The organism is Eubacterium sp. SB2 (assembly GCF_001244405.1).
Lineage (GTDB): Bacteria > Bacillota > Clostridia > Lachnospirales > Lachnospiraceae > Faecalicatena > Faecalicatena contortus_B.
In genome coordinates this window covers 579,813-597,641 of record NZ_LN865152.1, presented here as the reverse complement: position 1 = coordinate 597,641, position 17,829 = coordinate 579,813, and the positions used below count along the sequence as shown (strand labels likewise).

Annotated in this window: 19 protein-coding genes and 1 riboswitch; of the genes, 16 read left to right on the top strand and 3 right to left on the bottom strand. The window is 47.2% G+C overall.

What is annotated here, in order from left to right; genetic code table 11:
- The first annotated feature begins 40 nt into the window (after positions 1-40).
- Together BN1938_RS10215 and BN1938_RS10210 are read left to right on the top strand one after the other, a co-directional pair.
- Complete coding sequence (locus BN1938_RS10215) at positions 41-2,698, top strand: hybrid sensor histidine kinase/response regulator (RefSeq protein ID WP_242843834.1); 2,658 nt, start codon at positions 41-43, stop codon at positions 2,696-2,698.
- 35 nt (positions 2,699-2,733) lie between these two features.
- Positions 2,734-4,269 carry an asparagine synthetase B family protein gene (locus BN1938_RS10210; RefSeq protein ID WP_050640485.1) on the top strand — a complete coding sequence of 512 codons (1,536 nt, stop codon included), beginning with the start codon at positions 2,734-2,736 and terminating at the stop codon, positions 4,267-4,269.
- Between the two features lie 171 nt (positions 4,270-4,440).
- On the opposite strand, the gene BN1938_RS10205 is transcribed toward BN1938_RS10210, so the two are convergent.
- Genes BN1938_RS10205 through BN1938_RS10195 form a run of 3 tightly spaced genes read right to left on the bottom strand, consistent with a single transcriptional unit; the run spans position 4,441 to position 6,562 of the window.
- Positions 4,441-5,076 (bottom strand): PrsW family glutamic-type intramembrane protease, encoded by a 636-nt coding sequence (locus BN1938_RS10205; RefSeq protein WP_050640484.1) that lies wholly within the window; start codon positions 5,074-5,076, stop codon positions 4,441-4,443.
- Positions 5,064-5,699: a hypothetical protein gene (locus BN1938_RS10200; RefSeq protein WP_050640483.1), complete on the bottom strand. Its 636-nt coding sequence runs from the start codon at positions 5,697-5,699 to the stop codon at positions 5,064-5,066. Before BN1938_RS10200 ends, BN1938_RS10205 begins: the two co-directional genes overlap by 13 nt.
- Complete coding sequence (locus BN1938_RS10195) at positions 5,696-6,562, bottom strand: hypothetical protein (protein ID WP_055153690.1); 867 nt, start codon at positions 6,560-6,562, stop codon at positions 5,696-5,698. The genes BN1938_RS10200 and BN1938_RS10195 overlap by 4 nt, the downstream gene beginning before the upstream one ends.
- Before the next feature lie 432 nt (positions 6,563-6,994).
- Between BN1938_RS10195 and BN1938_RS10190 the strand changes: the two genes are divergently transcribed.
- From BN1938_RS10190 to BN1938_RS10120, 14 genes are all read left to right on the top strand, one after another.
- Positions 6,995-7,357, top strand: coding sequence for a hypothetical protein (locus tag BN1938_RS10190; RefSeq protein ID WP_148487162.1), 363 nt, complete (start codon positions 6,995-6,997; stop codon positions 7,355-7,357).
- A gap of 53 nt (positions 7,358-7,410) precedes the next feature.
- On the top strand, positions 7,411-8,286 hold the full coding sequence (locus BN1938_RS10185) for a D-psicose 3-epimerase (RefSeq protein WP_050640480.1): 876 nt from the start codon (positions 7,411-7,413) through the stop codon (positions 8,284-8,286).
- 305 nt (positions 8,287-8,591) lie between these two features.
- Positions 8,592-9,671 carry a helix-turn-helix domain-containing protein gene (locus BN1938_RS10180; RefSeq protein ID WP_050640479.1) on the top strand — a complete coding sequence of 360 codons (1,080 nt, stop codon included), beginning with the start codon at positions 8,592-8,594 and terminating at the stop codon, positions 9,669-9,671.
- A 459-nt stretch (positions 9,672-10,130) separates the two neighbouring features.
- Complete coding sequence (locus tag BN1938_RS10170) at positions 10,131-11,003, top strand: DUF2812 domain-containing protein (protein WP_082202932.1); 873 nt, start codon at positions 10,131-10,133, stop codon at positions 11,001-11,003.
- A 43-nt stretch (positions 11,004-11,046) separates the two neighbouring features.
- Positions 11,047-11,427, top strand: a complete 381-nt coding sequence (locus tag BN1938_RS10165) for a hypothetical protein (protein WP_148487160.1) — start codon at positions 11,047-11,049, stop codon at positions 11,425-11,427.
- A gap of 24 nt (positions 11,428-11,451) precedes the next feature.
- The gene (locus BN1938_RS10160; protein ID WP_050640475.1) at positions 11,452-11,760 is read left to right on the top strand and encodes a PadR family transcriptional regulator; all 309 of its coding nucleotides are present in this window, start codon (positions 11,452-11,454) and stop codon (positions 11,758-11,760) included.
- A gap of 113 nt (positions 11,761-11,873) precedes the next feature.
- Positions 11,874-11,977: riboswitch (TPP riboswitch) on the top strand.
- A 249-nt stretch (positions 11,978-12,226) separates the two neighbouring features.
- Positions 12,227-12,424: a sulfur carrier protein ThiS gene (gene thiS, locus BN1938_RS10155; protein ID WP_050640474.1), complete on the top strand. Its 198-nt coding sequence runs from the start codon at positions 12,227-12,229 to the stop codon at positions 12,422-12,424.
- Positions 12,425-12,431: 7 nt separating this feature from the next.
- Positions 12,432-13,052 carry a thiamine biosynthesis protein ThiF gene (gene thiF, locus BN1938_RS10150; protein ID WP_050640473.1) on the top strand — a complete coding sequence of 207 codons (621 nt, stop codon included), beginning with the start codon at positions 12,432-12,434 and terminating at the stop codon, positions 13,050-13,052.
- Between the two features lie 48 nt (positions 13,053-13,100).
- Positions 13,101-13,880 (top strand): thiazole synthase, encoded by a 780-nt coding sequence (locus tag BN1938_RS10145; RefSeq protein WP_050640472.1) that lies wholly within the window; start codon positions 13,101-13,103, stop codon positions 13,878-13,880.
- A gap of 90 nt (positions 13,881-13,970) precedes the next feature.
- A complete protein-coding gene (gene thiH / locus BN1938_RS10140) occupies positions 13,971-15,107 on the top strand; it encodes a 2-iminoacetate synthase ThiH (protein ID WP_347561920.1) in 1,137 nt (378 codons plus the stop codon).
- A 34-nt stretch (positions 15,108-15,141) separates the two neighbouring features.
- Positions 15,142-15,747 (top strand): thiamine phosphate synthase, encoded by a 606-nt coding sequence (locus tag BN1938_RS10135; protein ID WP_050640470.1) that lies wholly within the window; start codon positions 15,142-15,144, stop codon positions 15,745-15,747.
- 292 nt (positions 15,748-16,039) lie between these two features.
- Entirely contained in the window at positions 16,040-16,612 is a 573-nt protein-coding gene (locus BN1938_RS10130) for a TetR/AcrR family transcriptional regulator (RefSeq protein WP_050640469.1), read from the top strand.
- 2 nt (positions 16,613-16,614) lie between these two features.
- On the top strand, positions 16,615-17,121 hold the full coding sequence (locus tag BN1938_RS10125; protein ID WP_050640468.1) for a GNAT family N-acetyltransferase: 507 nt from the start codon (positions 16,615-16,617) through the stop codon (positions 17,119-17,121).
- A gap of 179 nt (positions 17,122-17,300) precedes the next feature.
- A complete protein-coding gene (locus tag BN1938_RS10120; RefSeq protein WP_050640467.1) occupies positions 17,301-17,792 on the top strand; it encodes a hypothetical protein in 492 nt (163 codons plus the stop codon).
- Positions 17,793-17,829 lie beyond the last annotated feature (37 nt).

Sequence of the window (17,829 nt, the reverse complement as noted above, 5' to 3'; positions counted from 1 at the left end):
TTATCCCTGATATACTAAAGAAAGAACAGTTGAGAATGAGATGAGACCAAGAGAAAACCACAGAAGGCCGAAAGGATACGAGAGGGGATTTGGAAAAAGACTGAACCATATGGTTCCGGACAAGTATAAGCGAGTCAGAAGAACCATAGTGGCTGGAGTCCTACTTACAATTGCAGGCATTATGTTCTTAATGTTTGTTTTTCTGGAATCCATGGAGGAAAATGTCAGAAAAGAAAATGAATATCATCTGTCTGAGATTGCGCAGCAGGTTACCGGTAAATTAAACTCTAAGCTGGAGCAGAATTGGAGCTTGCTGTACAACATGGATTATAATTTGGGCTTTTTCCCCCAGATGACCGACCAGCAGATACAGGAATACGGACAGCAGATCGTCAGGGAGTGGAAGTTCGGTCATTTGTATCTCGTAGATGAACTGGGAAATTGTATAGATGAATATGGGGAGCAGAGCAGACTAATATCCAGAGACAATGCACTGATGCTGTTAAAAGAACGGAAAAAGGTTTCTTTTTTACGGAGGGATGTGAATGGCAATTCCACATTATTTTTTGCGATTCCGATAGAAAGCAAGCAATGCGGGTCTGTGACGGTTTCGGCCTTAGCACTGGAATATCACATTGAGAATATATTGGACATCCTGACCATATCGGCATTTGACAAGAAGGGAATCTGTTATGTGATTGATCAAAGCGGAACCAGACTGTTCAATACGCAGACGGAAAATGCCCTTGAGAACTATAATATTCTTGATTATTTGGAGAAGGTATCCGACAGCGGAAAGGAAAGCGCTGATGAGATCCGGGAGGCGGTGAAGAACCGTTCCACTGGGGTAACCATATACACAAAAGATAGGAAAAAAGAGTATCTCTGTTATAATCCGCTGGACGATACAGGCTGGACAATTCTCCTTTTTGTGGGTGGAGACACGATAGGGGAAAATATGAACCGATTTTCCAGAAATGTGTTCTCCGCCTGCGCATTTATTGTAGTGCTCCTTATTTTTATTTGCGGAATAATCTTTGTGCGGATGAACCAGGTTGCCAACAGGAAGAGAGACGAGGACGTATATAACCGTGAAAGAATGCTGAATCTCTTGATTGACCGGGGGAACGAAATTTATATGATGTACAATGTTACAGAAGACAGGCTGGAATATGTCAGCCCTAATCTGCGAAGAGTGATGGGATGGAGCCGCCAGGATGCTGAGAAGCTGTTTGTTGAGGAAGATTACATCGAAGAGACCGACATCCATGAGATGAAAGAGGAGTTCTTCAAATGGAACAGGCAGGGAGAATTTGTCGGGTCCATCCACAAGTATCAGAACCCGGATACAGGAGTGGTGCGCTTTATGCGCCTCCAGGTCAATCAGGTTGAGCTTAGCACAGAAGAAGTCTGGATCGCGAACCTGTCTGATATGACCAAGGAACAGGAACAGCGTGAGAATCTGGAACAGGCATTGCTGGCAGCCAACAGTGCCAATATAGCCAAAAGTAATTTTCTATCCAATATGAGTCATGATATTCGGACGCCTATGAATGCCATTCTAGGAATGACCGCCTTAGCGAAGCAGTACGCAGCAGATCCCCAAAGAGTCCTGAACTATATGGAGAAGATTTCCTATTCCTCCAAGCATCTGCTGTCGCTCATAGATGAAGTGCTGGATATGTCAAGGATCGAAAGTGGAAAGATGCTGCTTGAGAATAAGCCATTTTCTCTCTCCGATATGCTGGATGGCATTGTGTCGATGTTTCAGACGCAGCTTAAAGAAAAGAAACTCTTCTTTTCTTTGGAAGAAAGCAATGTGGAACAGAATTACATTGTAGGGGACGAGCTTCGTCTCAGCCGTATCTTGGTAAATATTTTGTCAAATGCCATCAAATATACACCGGAGCAGGGGGAGATCAAATTAACGGTAACAGAGCTTGAACAAAGCAATGAAGGAAATGGCAGATACCAGTTCGTGGTGAAAGATAACGGGAGAGGGATGTCAAAAGAATTTTTAGAGACGATTTCTACACCATTTTCCCGGATGGAGGAGACCGAGACCAGCCGTACGCAGGGGACAGGTCTTGGTATGGCCATTACCAAAAACTTGCTGGATTTGATGGGCGGAAGCATAGAGGTGGAAAGTACTCTCGGGAAAGGCAGTACTTTTACAGTTCAAGTGGAATTAGAGCTGGCAGAGCCTGTCCAAGGCCATAAAGATGAGGAAGGGCAGCACACAACTTTGAAGCACCAGTTTGAATTTGCTGGCAGAAGGGTTCTAATCGTTGAAGACAATGAAATCAATGAAGAGATCCTAAAGGAATTGTTGAAGCTGGTGGGCGCAGAGACGGAGAGTGCCAGAAATGGGCAGGAGGCTGTGGCCATGTTCCAAAATTCTGCGGATGGAGAGTATGATTTTATTCTGATGGATATCCAGATGCCAATTCTAAATGGATATGAGGCTACAGCCCGGATCCGACAGATGGATCGAACCGATGCAAAACAAGTTCCTATTGTGGCATTGACAGCAAACGCCTTTTCGGAAGACCGCAATAGGGCACTTAGAGCAGGGATGAATGCGCATGTGGCGAAGCCCATAGATATGGACGCATTGGGCGAGGTACTCGAACAAATATTTTCTAACCGGCAGAGCGTATATAATGAGATTATTAAGCCAGCCATAATAAACAATTAAACTTAATAAAAATTTTGATACGAGAGGACATACATATGATAATAATAAGAGAATACAGTGGTCATATCCGCAACTGGAAAGTTCTTTGTGAGGAACTGGGCATTGATGCTTCCCTGTCCAGGGAGGAGCGTGAGCAGACAATTCTGGTAAAGGCATACGAAACCTGGGGATATGATATGGGAAACCATATGCATGGCATGTTTGCATTTGCCCTGTGGGACGAGGAGGAGAAGAAACTATTCTGTCTGAGAGACCAGTTTGGAACTACGCCTTTCTATTATTATGAAACGGCGGATGGCAGGCTCCTGTACGGTACCTCTATACGTAAGATTATGGAGCAGCCGGGCTTTGTGAAAGAGCTGAATGAGGAGATGCTGCAGCTGTATCTTACCTTTACATACGTGGCGGGAGAGACTACATTTTTCCGTGGCCTGAAAAAACTTATGCCCGGGCGTTATCTGACCTGGCAGAGAAGGCAGCTTAAGATAGAACGCTATTGGAAACCGGAATTTCATCCGGATTACAGCAAATCCCTTGAAGAGTGGGCAGAGGAGATACATACTACGCTTGGCCGGATTATGACTGAGGTGAAAACCCCGGACGAGACAGCAGAATCCTTTCTATCAGGAGGCGTTGATTCTTCCTATGTACTGGCAATGTCCGATGCAGAGACGGCGGATGCCTGCGGGTACGAAGAAGAACGGTTTGATGAATCAAAACTGGCGCAGAAGACGGGAGACATCCTTGGGCGAAAGACGTTCCGGCGCCTGATTACGCCGGAAGAGTATTTTGCGGCAGTGCCTTATGTGATGGAGAATATGGAACAGCCTCTGGGCGATGCGTCAGCCATTGTTTTTGCAATCGGCTGTAAGGCGGCGGCCGAACATACGAAGATATGTTACTCCGGAGAGGGGGCGGACGAGTTCTTTGGCGGGTATAATATGTACCGCAATGCGGAACGTTATGGTGAGAATTTGAAAACCTTCTATGTAGGCAATACGAATATCATGAAGGAAGATGAGAAACAGAAGATTCTGAAAAAGTATGATCCTGACGTTCTTCCGATCGAGCTGGCGGAAGGAATTTATGAGGAAACAGAAGGACTGGATCCGCTTACGAAGATGTCGGATGTAGATATCCAGATCTGGCTGGAGGGGGACATTTATTTCAATGTGTATAAGATGAGTACAGCTGCGGGATTAGAGATCAGAATGCCCCTTACCGATACAAGGATCTTTGATATTGCCTCACGGATGCCATCTGAATATAAGGTAAACGCGGAGCAGAATAAAGTGGCGTTTCGGACTGCAGCGGCAAAAGTGCTGCCGGAAGAGATCGCCTTCCGCAAAAAGCTGGGATTTATCGTGCCGATTCGCATCTGGATGGCAGACGACAGATATAATCAGGATGTCAGGGATAAGTTCCGCAGTAAGGCTGCGGAGAAGTTTTTCCAGATTGATGAGATTCATGCGATTTTTGATGATTATATCGCCGGAAATTCGGATAACTGGAGAAAGATCTGGACCATTTATACATTTTTGGTTTGGTATGAATTGTATTTTGAGAAATGATAAACTATAAAAACTCTGCCCCGTTATATGCTTTCGGGAAAACTTAATAGGACCGCCGCGAAACAGATGTGATATCTGTGAAGCGGCGGTCTTAAGTTTGTACCTTATTCTGCAGCATTGCTGCAGATCTGCCCGTAAGGGGCTGTTCTGTTCGAATCAGGAACCATGTCGTTAATAGGATAAAAACGGCAGCTTTAGTTTCTTCCTGCTGCGCAGCACATAAAGCAGGCCATAGAGGGCCAGCGGCATCACCATGCCGATGATGTCAAAGGAGGACTTGATCAGCAGGTTAAATAATGCATGCATTGTTATGGCGATAGAAAGCAGTCCAAAGGTACCGGTATAGAAGAGTTTTCTCTGTTTTTTTACATAGCAGATACCGGTCCCTATGGTGACTGTGCAAAGGCCGTGCATGAGGCTGGCGGAAAAGCCGCGTCCTGCCGCCCATGCGATGGAAACGCTGCCCAGATATTCGACCAGAAGCGCTGTGTTTTCCAGCACGGCAAAGCCAACTCCAACCGCCATAGCGATGGGAAGCACCCGTTTGCGGCTGTCATCCAGGAGGAGGGCATAGCAGAGCACAGGAAGGGCTTTTAACAGTTCTTCTACAATTGGCGGGATCAGTTCGGTGAAGCTGCGGGCACTCATGCCAGAGAAAGGGAAGACTATGGTGTTAATCTCATAAGCTGCAAGGGCGGTTACTGCGCCCAGGAGGAAGAAACCTACAATCCAGCGGGAACGGGACTCCAGCAGAGGAAGCATTAAAAGCATAGGGATACTCAGGCAAAGAAAGATTATATAAACCATTTACGCACCCCCCCTTCAGCCAGCGGCAGCAGCAGGACGAGAAAAAGACAGGAAAGGACCGCCGAAGCTGTCCTCACTGTCCCGGGCAGAAAATGAAACTGGCCCGCCAGTTCGGCAGAGCAAAATAGAATCACGCAGCCGTTGTACGGGCGCATGACCCGGATGATTCCCATTTCCACATCAGGAAAAACCAAATGTTTGACCGCATAGTAGAGTGTAAATGTCACAGGCAGTATCAGCATCAGAAGCGGAAGCATTGTGCCCAGGCCATACTTTGCGATGCCCCGGACAAGCAGCGCCGCGGGGACAATGGCGGGGACAGCTGAAGCTACCCGGATGATGCGGTATTTTGCTTCCCCACCGTCGGCCAGACGGTCGATTGCCCCATAATAGGAAGAGAATAAAAAGAAATAGGCACCGATATGACCGAAATAACCGACATGAAATCCCGCAGGAATTACTCCATGGACCGCTGCATAGCAGGCTGTGAAAAGCGCACCGAAAAAATAGCTGATCAGCCCATACAACAGGATCTTAAAGAACAGAGGCTGGCGGTGCCTCAGACAAGCGATCCCGCCGTAAATGACAGAGAGCAGTGACGCCGCCAGCTGTATCATGGTCATACAGATTCCTCCCTTGCAGGATTTTTGATTTTGTTTTTCAAAATTGTCCACATCAGAAGCATCCCTATCAGTATGCCAGCCAGCACACTGACTGCCACCGGCGTTACATTAACCGGTCTGCCCTCAGAGGAGAAAAGGCTCTGACTCAGAGAAGGAGAACTGTTGGAAACGTTTTGCAGGTAATGAAAAGCGTCCGATGTGTAAGAGTTGTACTGAGACATGAAATCCTGGATTGATGTCATGGAATTCATGGTATCGGTTCCTAACGCAGAGATACGCTCATTCAGGATGCTGATGATGCTGTCGCAATCCGAAGCGCTATAGAGCCCGGATTCCGGGACAGGATAGGACAGTCCCTTTTCATCCATGTAGTAGAGAATGTCGCCGGGGATAGCAACAGGTTCGGTCTCAGCCTGAGATTTGAGATCGCTCAGCTGCTGGATAAACGAAGAGATCTGGTTTTGCTCATTTTGTTTCGCGTTGACATCATCCAGATAGGGTAGTGCATTGTTTTTAATAGAGTTAGCGAGTTCTAACTGTGCTTTCAGAAATTCCATCGCAAGAGAAGATGAACCGGAACTGGTAAAATCACCCAGTGAGCCGGTTACAGGGGCGTCGGCATCTCCATCGGCTTCCAGAACAGAAGGATCGAGTTCTTCCAGGTTATTCATCATGTCACCAATAACATCCGGAGAACTATCCTGTTCAATTGCATCCAGAATTTGCTGGGATTCCTCGATGTTTTGGCTTAGCGTTTCCTGAAGCGCCTGCAGTTCGTCATTTTCAGCAGCGCGGACATGGAGGGTAAACAGGGGCGTCAGTATAAAGCAGAGTAAAATAGGGATTATTTTTTTACATTTCATAGCCATAACTTTTCCTTTCATTGAATCAAATTGGATACTGTTTTTACAAAACAGCATATTCTTTGCTGTATGTATATACGTAAAAGGTGCGGAATCGTCTCAAAAATAGAGTCCTCTCGGAAACGTTTTGTTCTCTGTCTTGGTGAGACGATTCTTGGCCAGCTGCGCACAAATTTATGAAGCGTACGTGGATTAAATTGGGGAGACCGGCTTATGCAGGGAGCGCATATTCCGGTTTAGAAGTACAGAAATGTATTTTAGAGGTTCTTAAAGTAAAAACATTGAAAATGGTGGCAGGATAGATTGAGTTCGTGCGGAGAAAAGTATATAATGAGTAAACAGGCAGGATTTGACCGGAATGAAAAATAGGATGCTGTCAGGAGAAGAAGCTGCCATATGAGGCAGGAGGGATTTAAGTACCGGGGGGATTTTATGAGTATTATTTTGGGTTATTTATGTCTTTTATGCTTTTTAATGCTGTTGGTGAAAGCGGTGACGCGAAAACTGCATCTGAAAAAGGCGGATGTATTTTTTATGCAGGCGCATAAGTATATAAGTGCTGCAATACTTATTATCGCTGTTTTGCACTTTATATTTGTGTTTCCAATGATAAGGGTACACCATATTGGTGTGTTCATAACCGGTGCGCTGACTGCGGCTGCCATGGTACTGCTCATCGTACTGTGCCATACCATAACGAAGAATAAACACCTTAATCTTCTTGTGCACCGTCTTTTAACCCTGGTGATGGCTCTTTGTATAATCGGACATATTTGGATCTATTTTGCGGAATAGATCAGAATATAAGCAACCAATTAAATCTTAAATTTGAGGAGAAAGGCGCAATCATGAAATATGGAATTTATTTTGCATATTGGACAAAGGAATGGCAGGCAGATTACAAATATTACATACAGAAAGTTAAAAAGCTGGGATTTGATGTATTAGAGATTTCCTGTATGGCGCTGCGGAGCGTATATTTGAGGGACGAACAGCTTCTGGACTTAAAAAAATGTGCAGAGGATCAAGGGATTATTATGACAGCAGGCTACGGGCCGACAAAGGAGCAGAACCTTTGTTCCGGCGATCCGGCTGTTGTAAAGCGGGGGATGGACTTCTTTAAGGGACTGCTTCCCCGTCTGCAGCTCATGGACATAAAGGTGCTGGGCGGAGGCCTATACTCCTACTGGCCATTGGATCCGGCGGCTCCGATGGACAAAGAAGCCGACTTAGAGCGCGCAATAAAAAATATGAAAGAACTTTCAAAAATAGCGGAAGACTGCGATGTGACTCTGGGAATGGAGGTTCTGAACCGGTATGAGGGATACATGCTGAACACCTGTGAGCAGGCGCTTGAGTTTGTGAATGCGGTAGACAGTTCCCATGTAAAGATCATGCTGGATACCTTCCACATGAATATAGAGGAAGACAATATAGGGGCGGCCATCCGTAAAGCAGGACGTCAGCTTGGGCATCTCCATGTGGGAGAGCAGAACAGGCGGGTTCCGGGAAAAGGAAGCCTTCCCTGGGCGGAGATCGGGCAGGCGCTGAGAGAGATTGATTACCAGGGCGCGGTGGTAATGGAGCCCTTTGTAATGAGCGGCGGAACTGTGGGATCGGAAATTAAAGTATGGAGGGATTTGGTGCCGGACGCCAAAGAAGAAATGTTAGACAATGACGCCAAGGGCGCGGTTGAATTTTTACGGCATGTATTTGAAAATTAAAGTTGGGAATCATGATGATATTACAAATTTTATGCATTGCTATTCAAGAGATAAATGGAGCACGGCAGGCAGTCGATTTGACTGACTGCCGTATTTGCTATCGGAACAACAGCTCATCGAGGAGCTGTTCGCATTACAGCAGTCCCCCGGAGAAAACGGTGACTGCAGATTAAGAAAAAAACAACTTGAATCATAGTTAATAATCATAGAGCTTTCGTTAACGAAGCCTCTCTTGTATGACGGTACAGGAGAGGCTATACTAAAGTTGTCAGGCCGGACGAATATCAGAAAAGGAGATCTTGTATATGAAAGAAAATCTGGGAGCGCATATAGCCGCCCTCCGCAAAGCAAAAGGTATGACGCAGGAGCAGCTGGCCTCGGCACTGGGGATTTCGGCGCCTGCGGTCAGTAAGTGGGAGACAGAAAGTTCCTGCCCGGATATCACATTACTGTGCCCTCTGGCAAGAGCGCTGGGCACCAATTTAGATACATTACTGCAGTTTGAGGAGTCACTTCCTGATGAGCAGGTTGCAGAACATATGAATAAAATAATTGAAACCGGCAGAGAACAGGGGCAGGAGGCGGCGGAGGAGATGCTGCAGAAGCTGCTTCATCAGTATCCGGCAAGTGTACCGCTGAAATACAATGCTTCGGCGGTGCTGACCATGTTTGAGATGATGTTTCCGTCGGCGTCAGAAGAAATGAAAATGCAATGGAAACAGCAGAGAAAAGAGCTTATGGAATATATCCGGGTAAACGGGAATCCCGCATACCGCGGCCAGGCGGTCCTCCAGCTTGCATCTATGGCGCTGGCAGATGAGGAATTGGAAACGGGAGAACGGCTTCTGAAAGAATTACCGGAATATACTGCGGATACGACGATGCTGTGGGCGCAGTTATATCTGAAGCGGGATGAGAAGGATAAAGCGCTGGAAGTGATACAGAAGCGTTTGTTTACCCTTGTAGGGCAGATGCAGAACTGCCTGCTGCTTCTGGCGGACGAGAAGGTACAGCCGGATGCAGAAAAAGGGCTGGAAATCTGTGAAGTTTATCGGAAGATGGAAGAAATATTTGGCTGTACAGGAGGAATGAGCGACGGGATATTTGCTGAGGTCTTCCTGAGGGCGGGAGAGAAAGAAAAGGCGCTGGACAGTATTGTGCGTTTTGTAGATGCTGTTACGGGGCAGGCGATGCTGCCGAATCCGCTTTTGTTTTCGGCGGCTGTCAAAGTAAAGGAAGGGCGGGAGGCTGCGTCAAAGGAAATGAGACAGATGATTCTGGAAGGGCTGCTAACCGATGAGGCAGTTGCAGAAATTCGGGAGGACGAGAGATTTCAGGAAGCAGTTAATGTGCTGCGGGATGGATTGCGAAGGGGCGCCCCGTGAACCGGGCATAGGGGTGTCTGGTAGCGGGGTTAGGGCCGTAAGCCGGAGTAGGGCAAAAAAGAAGGAAAACCAGGGCAACCTGGCCACATCACGTGAAGCCTTGATGGCTTCACACGCTGGGGCCAGGAAAAAGTGTAATTTGTGATTACACTTTTTGCTCTGGTTTTCCTTCTTTTTTACCCAACTCCGGCTAACAGCCCTAACTACGCTTCCAGACACCCCTATGCCCGGTTCACGGGGCTGGACGCATCAAGGCGGCAGGAAAAGACCATCTTCCTGGGGGAAAGTACGGGGGAGGTGGATCTGAATTGGCTGGGCTGATTAAAGTTCGCTGATTAAAGTTCATATTTGAGGATAGATTTTCTTGACAATATCGAGACTCGATAATATAATGAGGGTGTAAATATCGATACTCGATATTGGGCGGAGGGTGTCTGCGCGAAAGGAGTGGGAGATTTTATGAAGAAACGGGTTTTTAGGCGGTTTCGTTATCGGAGTTGTGATGCTATGGCTTGTTTTCTGGAGGAGATGGCCGGGAAAGGGTGGGGCTTTTCTGGTTGGCGGTGGGGGATGGTTTTTGAACGGGAGGCTCCGGCTGCTGCCTGTTATGATGTGGAAGTGTTTCCGAAGGGGAGTGAGATGGATCTGCGTCCTTCTGAAGCGGCTCAGGAATATGCGGAGTACTGCCGGGAAGCGGGCTGGGAGTTGATTGACAGCCGTAAGAAGTTCTGTGTTTTTCGGCGCATTAAGGAGGATGCTGTTCCGATTGTGACGCCGGCGGAGCGGTTTCAGAATGTGAAGAGTGCGGAGGTGCGTGAGTATCTGACACGATTTTTTTCGCAGTTTTTTCTGACAGCACTTTTGTGGGGGCAGTTTTTGACATCGAGTTTTTTGAATTGGATTTTTGACGACTTTATGGTGTTTATGATGTTTGTTTACCTGGTTGCTTTTATTGGCACTCTTGCAGAAGGCCTGGCGCTGTTGGGTTGGCTCAGGCGCATGAAGGGTGAGCTGGAAAACGGCGGGAATCCTTTTTATGGGTGTAAGGGAAAATGCAGGAAGGCAAAGTATAGATGGGATGTTTTTGCAGAAGGACAATTTATATTTTTGATTGTTCTTACTTTGGCGGCGGTGTATCAGGCTGTAAGGAACGGGAGATTCGTTGTGATTCTGGTTCTGGCTGCAGCACTGTTGATTATAGGGGGGGGCGAGCATCCTGGTGTCGGTTCTGCGGCCGTCAAGGGAGGAGCACTGGGCGATTCAGCTCGGGAGCGCTTTTCTTTTTCCCATCTCGGTAATTATTTTATGTTTGGCCGTGATTGCGCCGGATGAAGCCCGGGGGGCGGGAAGCGGCGGATGGCCCGAGGTTCCGCTTGTGCAGACGGATTATAAAGAAATTACGGGAAAAATATTTGATATCCGCCGTGAGCAGGGGCAGTCTGTTATGGGATCGGTAAATAACAGCATGGTGGTATATGAGACAAATGCTGGGGATACAGACACTATTTCTTATACGGTGTATACAAGCAATTATGACTGGGTATTGGATAGAATATGGGGAAGGCAGACCAGGAAAGCGGAGGGGGCAGAAGATGTGTCCGCCAGTTGGGATGCAGAAATTGCGCTCAGGAGCACTTCACCGGTAACCACCTATACGGTGCGTTATCACGGTCAGATCCTGGTTATGTGGGTAACGCCGGATGCGCTGGATCAGACGCAGATTCGGACGGTACGCGAAAAACTGGCCCTGCCTTAACCAGGGGCCGGGGAGGAAGAGAGAATGGCAAGAGAACAATTTCAGACATTGACAGAGCCGATGTACTATATCCTCCTTGCACTTTTGGAAGAATGCTGCGGGGTAGATATTATGGAGCGTGTGAGTGAGCTTTCAGGAGGCCGTGTAAAAGTAGGCCCGGGGACGTTATATGCCATGCTGTCCAGATTCGAAGAAAATGCGATTATCCGACTCACTGCAGAGGAGGGCAGAAGAAAATCCTACATCATTTCCGAAGCCGGAAAACAAATGCTGCTGAAAGAATACAACCGTTTAAAGCAAATGGCAGAGGATGGGGCGCCATACCTGGGCTGATCCGGCGCGGCAGGCTAATTACTGGTAACTGTTACAGTTACTGCTCAGACCGCAATATCGTATATTTTTAAGTATTGACAAATAAAAAGAAACAGCGTATATTTATACACGTAAACTGAACAGGGGAGCTTATAGATAGGCTGAGAGGAAGTTGAGAACTTCGACCCATATACCTGATTTGGATAATGCCAACGTAGGGACTGATGTAAGATATTTACGGGAAGTGCCGATGGCGCTTCCCGTTTTTGGGTTTTCTTATACCGACTTTCCGGAGTTTACATAACGTTACTATGCACGGCCCCGTGAATAGCAGCTGCATAATTACATAAGCAATACCGATGAGAGTGAACAGGAGTTCATGAAGGGGTGCACCACCGCGGGTGTATTTCTTTCATGAACTCTTTTTTGCTTTCCGGCGGGATGCACACTTTGTTGAATAGTAACTACATAAAAAGGAGGCGGAGATATGCTGAAAGTGAATGGCAAAGAAATCGATTTTAAGGCTGATACCACAATATCAGATCTGCTGGAACAGCAGGGGTTTCCTGTTAATCGGGTGGCGGTAGAGCGCAATGGTGAGATAGTGCCCAGAAAAATGCTGTCCCTGACACTGGTTGAAGACCACGATGTTCTGGAAGTTGTCAGTTTTGTAGGAGGAGGTTGATGGGAAGATGCTGACCAGGGAAGAGATAAGGAGTGCGCTGGAAGCGCGCCATACAAAAGAGATACAGGATCGGCTTACAAAGGCAAAAGTGGCGGTGGCAGGCCTGGGAGGACTCGGCTCCAATGTGGCTTTCTCCCTTGCCAGAATTGGAGTAGGGCACCTGCATCTGCTTGATTTTGACCGGGTAGACATTACGAACTTGAACAGGCAGCAATACTTTATGCGCCATATCGGAATGTACAAGACCGAGGCGCTGAAGGAGGAGCTGGCGGAAATCAATCCGTACCTGGACATTACCGCAGACTGCATAAAAGTGACAGAAGATAATATAGCAGCTTTGTTTGCAGCGGATGATATGATATGTGAAGCCTTCGATGACCCGGAGGCAAAGGCGATGCTGGCAAACGGGATACTGGAGCTGTATCCGGAAAAATTTCTGATTGCTGCTTCCGGTATGGCAGGATATGGGGAAAGCAATGCGATCCATACACGGAAGATAACAGAGCATTTTTATCTGTGCGGGGATGAAAAGACAGAACCCTCATACGGCAGGGGGCTGATGGCCCCCAGAGTGGCAGTCTGTGCCGCACACGAGGCAAACCTCATTACGGAGCTGATTCTGAGATAACATGGAAAAGCTGCTGAAATAAAACAAGAATACAGGAGGAGTTTAGAAATGGAATATTGTAAAAACGATGCATTTGTCCTGGGAGGGCATACATTTGAGTCCCGTTTTATCCTGGGCTCGGGAAAATATTCGCTGGATCTGATCCGGGCAGCGGTAGAGAAGGCCGGCGCCCAGATTATCACATTGGCACTCCGCCGTGCCAATGAAGGCGGCATGGCAAATATTCTGGATTATATTCCGGAAAATGTGACGCTGCTTCCGAACACATCCGGTGCCAGAAATGCGGAGGAAGCTGTTCGTATAGCGCGTCTGTCCAGAGAACTTGGGTGCGGAGATTTCGTGAAGATCGAGGTCATCCACGACTCAAAATATCTGCTGCCTGACAATTATGAGACGATTAAGGCTACGGAAATTCTGGCGAAAGAGGGCTTTGTTGTTATGCCTTATATGTATCCCGATTTAAATGCGGCCAGAGACATGGCAAATGCGGGCGCTGCCTGTATAATGCCTCTGGGTTCCCCGATCGGTTCCAACAAAGGGATCTGCACCAGGGAGTTTATCCAGATTCTGATTGATGAGATCGACCTTCCGGTTATTGTTGATGCAGGGATCGGGAAACCGTCCCAGGCATGCGAGGCGATGGAAATGGGTGCAGCGGCCGTAATGGCTAATACAGCAATCGCCACGGCCGGTGATATACCTGCCATGGCGGAGGCATTTAAAAAGGCAATTGAAGCTGGGCGTACCGCGTATCTGTCCGGTATGGGCCGGGTTATCGACAAAGGTGCAAGCGCTTCTTCTCCGCTCACCGGATTTTTGCAGGATTAGGAGGCGGGAATGAGTACAGCAAATCATGTAAATGAAAGTATTTTAAATGAAGAGATAAAGGAACTGCAGAAGAAAAACCGGATCGACCATATGACTTATCTGCCGGGGATGGAGGTTCTGGAGTCCGGGATTCAAAAACAGGTGATCGATTCCATGAATGCCTATGATTATACACGGTATACCGCAGACGATGTGCGCAGGGCCCTTGTGCGGGATATGCGTACTCCGGAAGACTTTGCGGCCCTGCTGTCACCCGCCGCGCTGCCGTTTTTGGAAGAGATGGCGCAGTGTGCGCAGAGGGAGACCAGGAAACATTTTGGGAACGGCATCTACATGTTTACGCCGGTTTACATTGCAAATTACTGTGAGAACTTCTGTATCTACTGTGGATTCAACTGCCATAACAAGATCAACCGGGCAAGGCTGAGCGAAGAGGAAATCGATCGGGAAATGAGGGCCGTTGCAAAGAGCGGTCTGCAGGAAGTACTGATTCTGACGGGGGAGAGCCGGGCAAAATCAGATGTGGAATATATAGGAAAAGCCTGCAGGATCGCGCGCAGATATTTTAAGGTAATCGGGCTTGAGGTATACCCCATGAATTCCGATGAGTACGCATATCTGCATAAATGCGGCGCCGATTACGTGACCGTTTTTCAGGAGACCTATCATGCGGACAAATATGAGACACTGCATCTTGCCGGTCATAAGCGGATATTCCCGTACCGCCTGAATTCCCAGGAAAGGGCGCTGAAAGGGGGGATGCGAGGCGTCGGGTTTGCCGCCCTTCTGGGCCTGGATGATTTCCGAAAAGATGCGTTTGCCACCGGCATGCATGCCTGGCTGCTCCAGAGAAAATACCCTCATGCCGAGATTGCATTTTCCTGTCCTCGGCTCCGGCCCATAGTAAATAATGACCGGATCAATCCAATGGACGTACATGAGCCGCAGCTTCTGCAGGTGGTGACTGCATACAGGCTGTTTATGCCCTTTGCCAGCATCACCATATCCACCAGGGAATGTGCCCGTGTGAGAGATAATCTGGTCAAAATTGCAGCTACAAAGATCTCGGCAGGCGTGAGCACCGGGATCGGAGAACACGTAGAGGAGATCGAGGAAAAGGGGGACGAACAGTTTGAGATATCCGACGGCCGCTCCGTGGAGCAGGTATACAAGGATCTGCTGAACCTGGGCCTGCAGCCTGTTATGAGTGATTATCTCTATGTTTAACAAAAGTGCTCAACAAAAGAAAAGGAGGAAAATCATGGAACAACATGTGCCGGATATATACAAACATATCATAGCAGTTACCAACAGGTATCTGTGCCGCCGCCCCTTTGAGGAGCAGATCGAATCCATCTGCCGGAGGCATCCCCGTGCGGTTCTGCTTAGGGAGAAGGATTTGACGGAGGAAGAGTACGCGTCGCTTTTTAGCAGCGTACAGGAAATCTGCCGCAGGTATGAGGTGCCGTGTATACCGCATACTTTTATAGAAGCAGCGCGCGGACAGGGGAGTGCCAGTATTCATCTGCCGCTGCACATCTTAACATCCAGGCCGGAGGCGGTTACCTGGTTTGAAACCGCCGGGGCTTCTGTCCATTCGGTACAGGAGGCGGTGGAGGCAGAAAAAGCCGGGGCGGCTTATCTGATTGCGGGACACATCTTTTCTACAGACTGTAAGCCTGGTCTGGATCCCAGAGGGAAAGATTTTCTGCGCCAAGTATGTGCTGCGGTGGAAATACCGGTCTATGCGATAGGCGGGATGAGAGGGAGCATCGAATGCGTGGCGGAGATGCTTGCCTGCGGTGCGGCAGGGATCTGTGTGATGTCCGAATGCATGATGTGGGGGAGTGAAAAGTACATACGTTGATTCCTTGAATGGCAGCAGATCAGGCAGGCCTGAACTGTTACATTAAATGAACAAAAGCAGGGAAGAACCGGTGTCGCACCGATAGACGAAAGAAAAGTTAGATGTATTTGAGCTTTAGTGCTTGACAAAAAGACATCTGTGTCGCATAATATTAAAAACGACACATGTGTCTTTTTTGTATCTTGGCTTCTGGGAATTTAAACCGGCGAAACAGTAGGGTATTTCGATGTACTTGTACATCCAAGCATAATTATCTTACTGTTAATTACGCAACGCAGTACTAGGAGGTATTATGTCAGAGAAAGGAATATTGACCCGGAAAAGGATACGGGAGACTGCTTATCGGATTTTTGCAGAGGAAGGATTTCGTGCGGTTACGATGGGAATGATTTGTGAGGCTTGCGGGATGAGCCGGGGCGGGGTGTATCGGCATTACGGGAGTACGCGGGAGATTTTTGCGGAGATCTTAAGTGAAATGTCTGAGGGGGCGGAGGACTTTGTTGGGACAGCGTTGGATTCGAGGAAGAGTGCGAAGTGGATCCTGGATCATGAGCTGGATAAGATAAGGGGAGAGATGCAAGATAGCAGTGGCTCAATGAGCTATGCGATATATGAGTATTCCCTGGTTTGCGGCAGTTCTTATATGGAGGAACTGAACCGGAAGGCGGTGAAACGCTGGGAGAGACTGCTATCATATGGAATGGAGACTGGGGAGTTCAGGCAGGTGCATATTGGGCAGATGACGGCGACGATTCTTTATGTGTATCAGGGCGTGCGCCTGTGGAGCAGTATTATCCCAATGAAAATGGATACGGTAGATCTTATTGTGGATAAAATCAGACAGGATATAATAAAGGGGGAATAACGATGGAATTTTTACTGGACAAATGGGATAAGAAGTATATTGATGACGTGGCATTTTATGCAAACAATGAGAAGATTGCCTGTAATCTGCGCAATGCATTTCCCAATCCATATACGCGGGAGGATGCCCGGGGATATGTGCTTTCCTGTGCCGCGGACAGTGAAGAACGGCAGTTGTGCAGGGCAATTGTTGTAGATGGGCATGCGGTAGGCAGTATAGGGATTTTCCTGGGGACAGATGTCTATGAAAAGAGTGCGGAGCTTGGATACTGGCTGGCGGAGGAGTTCTGGGGAAAAGGGATCATGAGTGCCGCCGTGGGCCAGCTTTGCCAAGCAGCATTTGAGCGGTTTGATATTGTTAGAATTTATGCAGAACCGTTCGCCCATAATACAGGTTCACGACGGGTTCTGGAGAGGAACGGATTTACTTTGGAAGGGACTATGAAAAATGGCGTCTTTAAAAACGGAAAGGTGCTTGATTACTGTATGTATGCCTTGATGAAAAAATAAATTTATAAAAATTTAAACTTGAAAATTTAAAAATAATCATATATAATCTTAAATGATTAGAAATACGCGTATAATGGTTCAGCGTGAGATCAGGCCAGATCTCACGCTTATTTATTTTACCGAAAACCGGTGTGGTAAAAATGAAACAGCTAATATCAAAAACGAATAGGAGTGTAAAAATGGAATTTTATATGAAACTACCAAGAAATAAAAAAGAATTTGCGTTATTCATGGCTGTTATTTCTATAATATCAGTTAATATAATTGCACCGATTATAACCTGCTTTGAAGCCGGATTTCATCTGCATGTATGGGCGGATGCACTTCAAATAATGCCTTTCATATGGCTGAGTGTAATTGCCCTTGTACTGCTTACTTATAAACCGGCAGAGTATCTGACGGCAAAAATTGTAGACAAAGACGACAGCTTTAGTTCACATATTGTTGTCAATATATTGTGCACAGTATTTTTAATGTCCATTTTTCTGACCGTAATCGGAACTTGGATCGGGAGCCGTTCATTGACATTGGAGCCGATTAGAATGTTTTTTTATAAATGGCCGCGTAATTTTACAATATCATTCGCGGTTGAGCTTTGTATTGCACAGCCTATAGCGAGGTTAGTTATGCTGAAAATGCATAGTTTGAAAGAAGCAGCGATTAAGAATTAAGCGATAAAGCTGGCCAATTAACCGGAATAGAGGTATA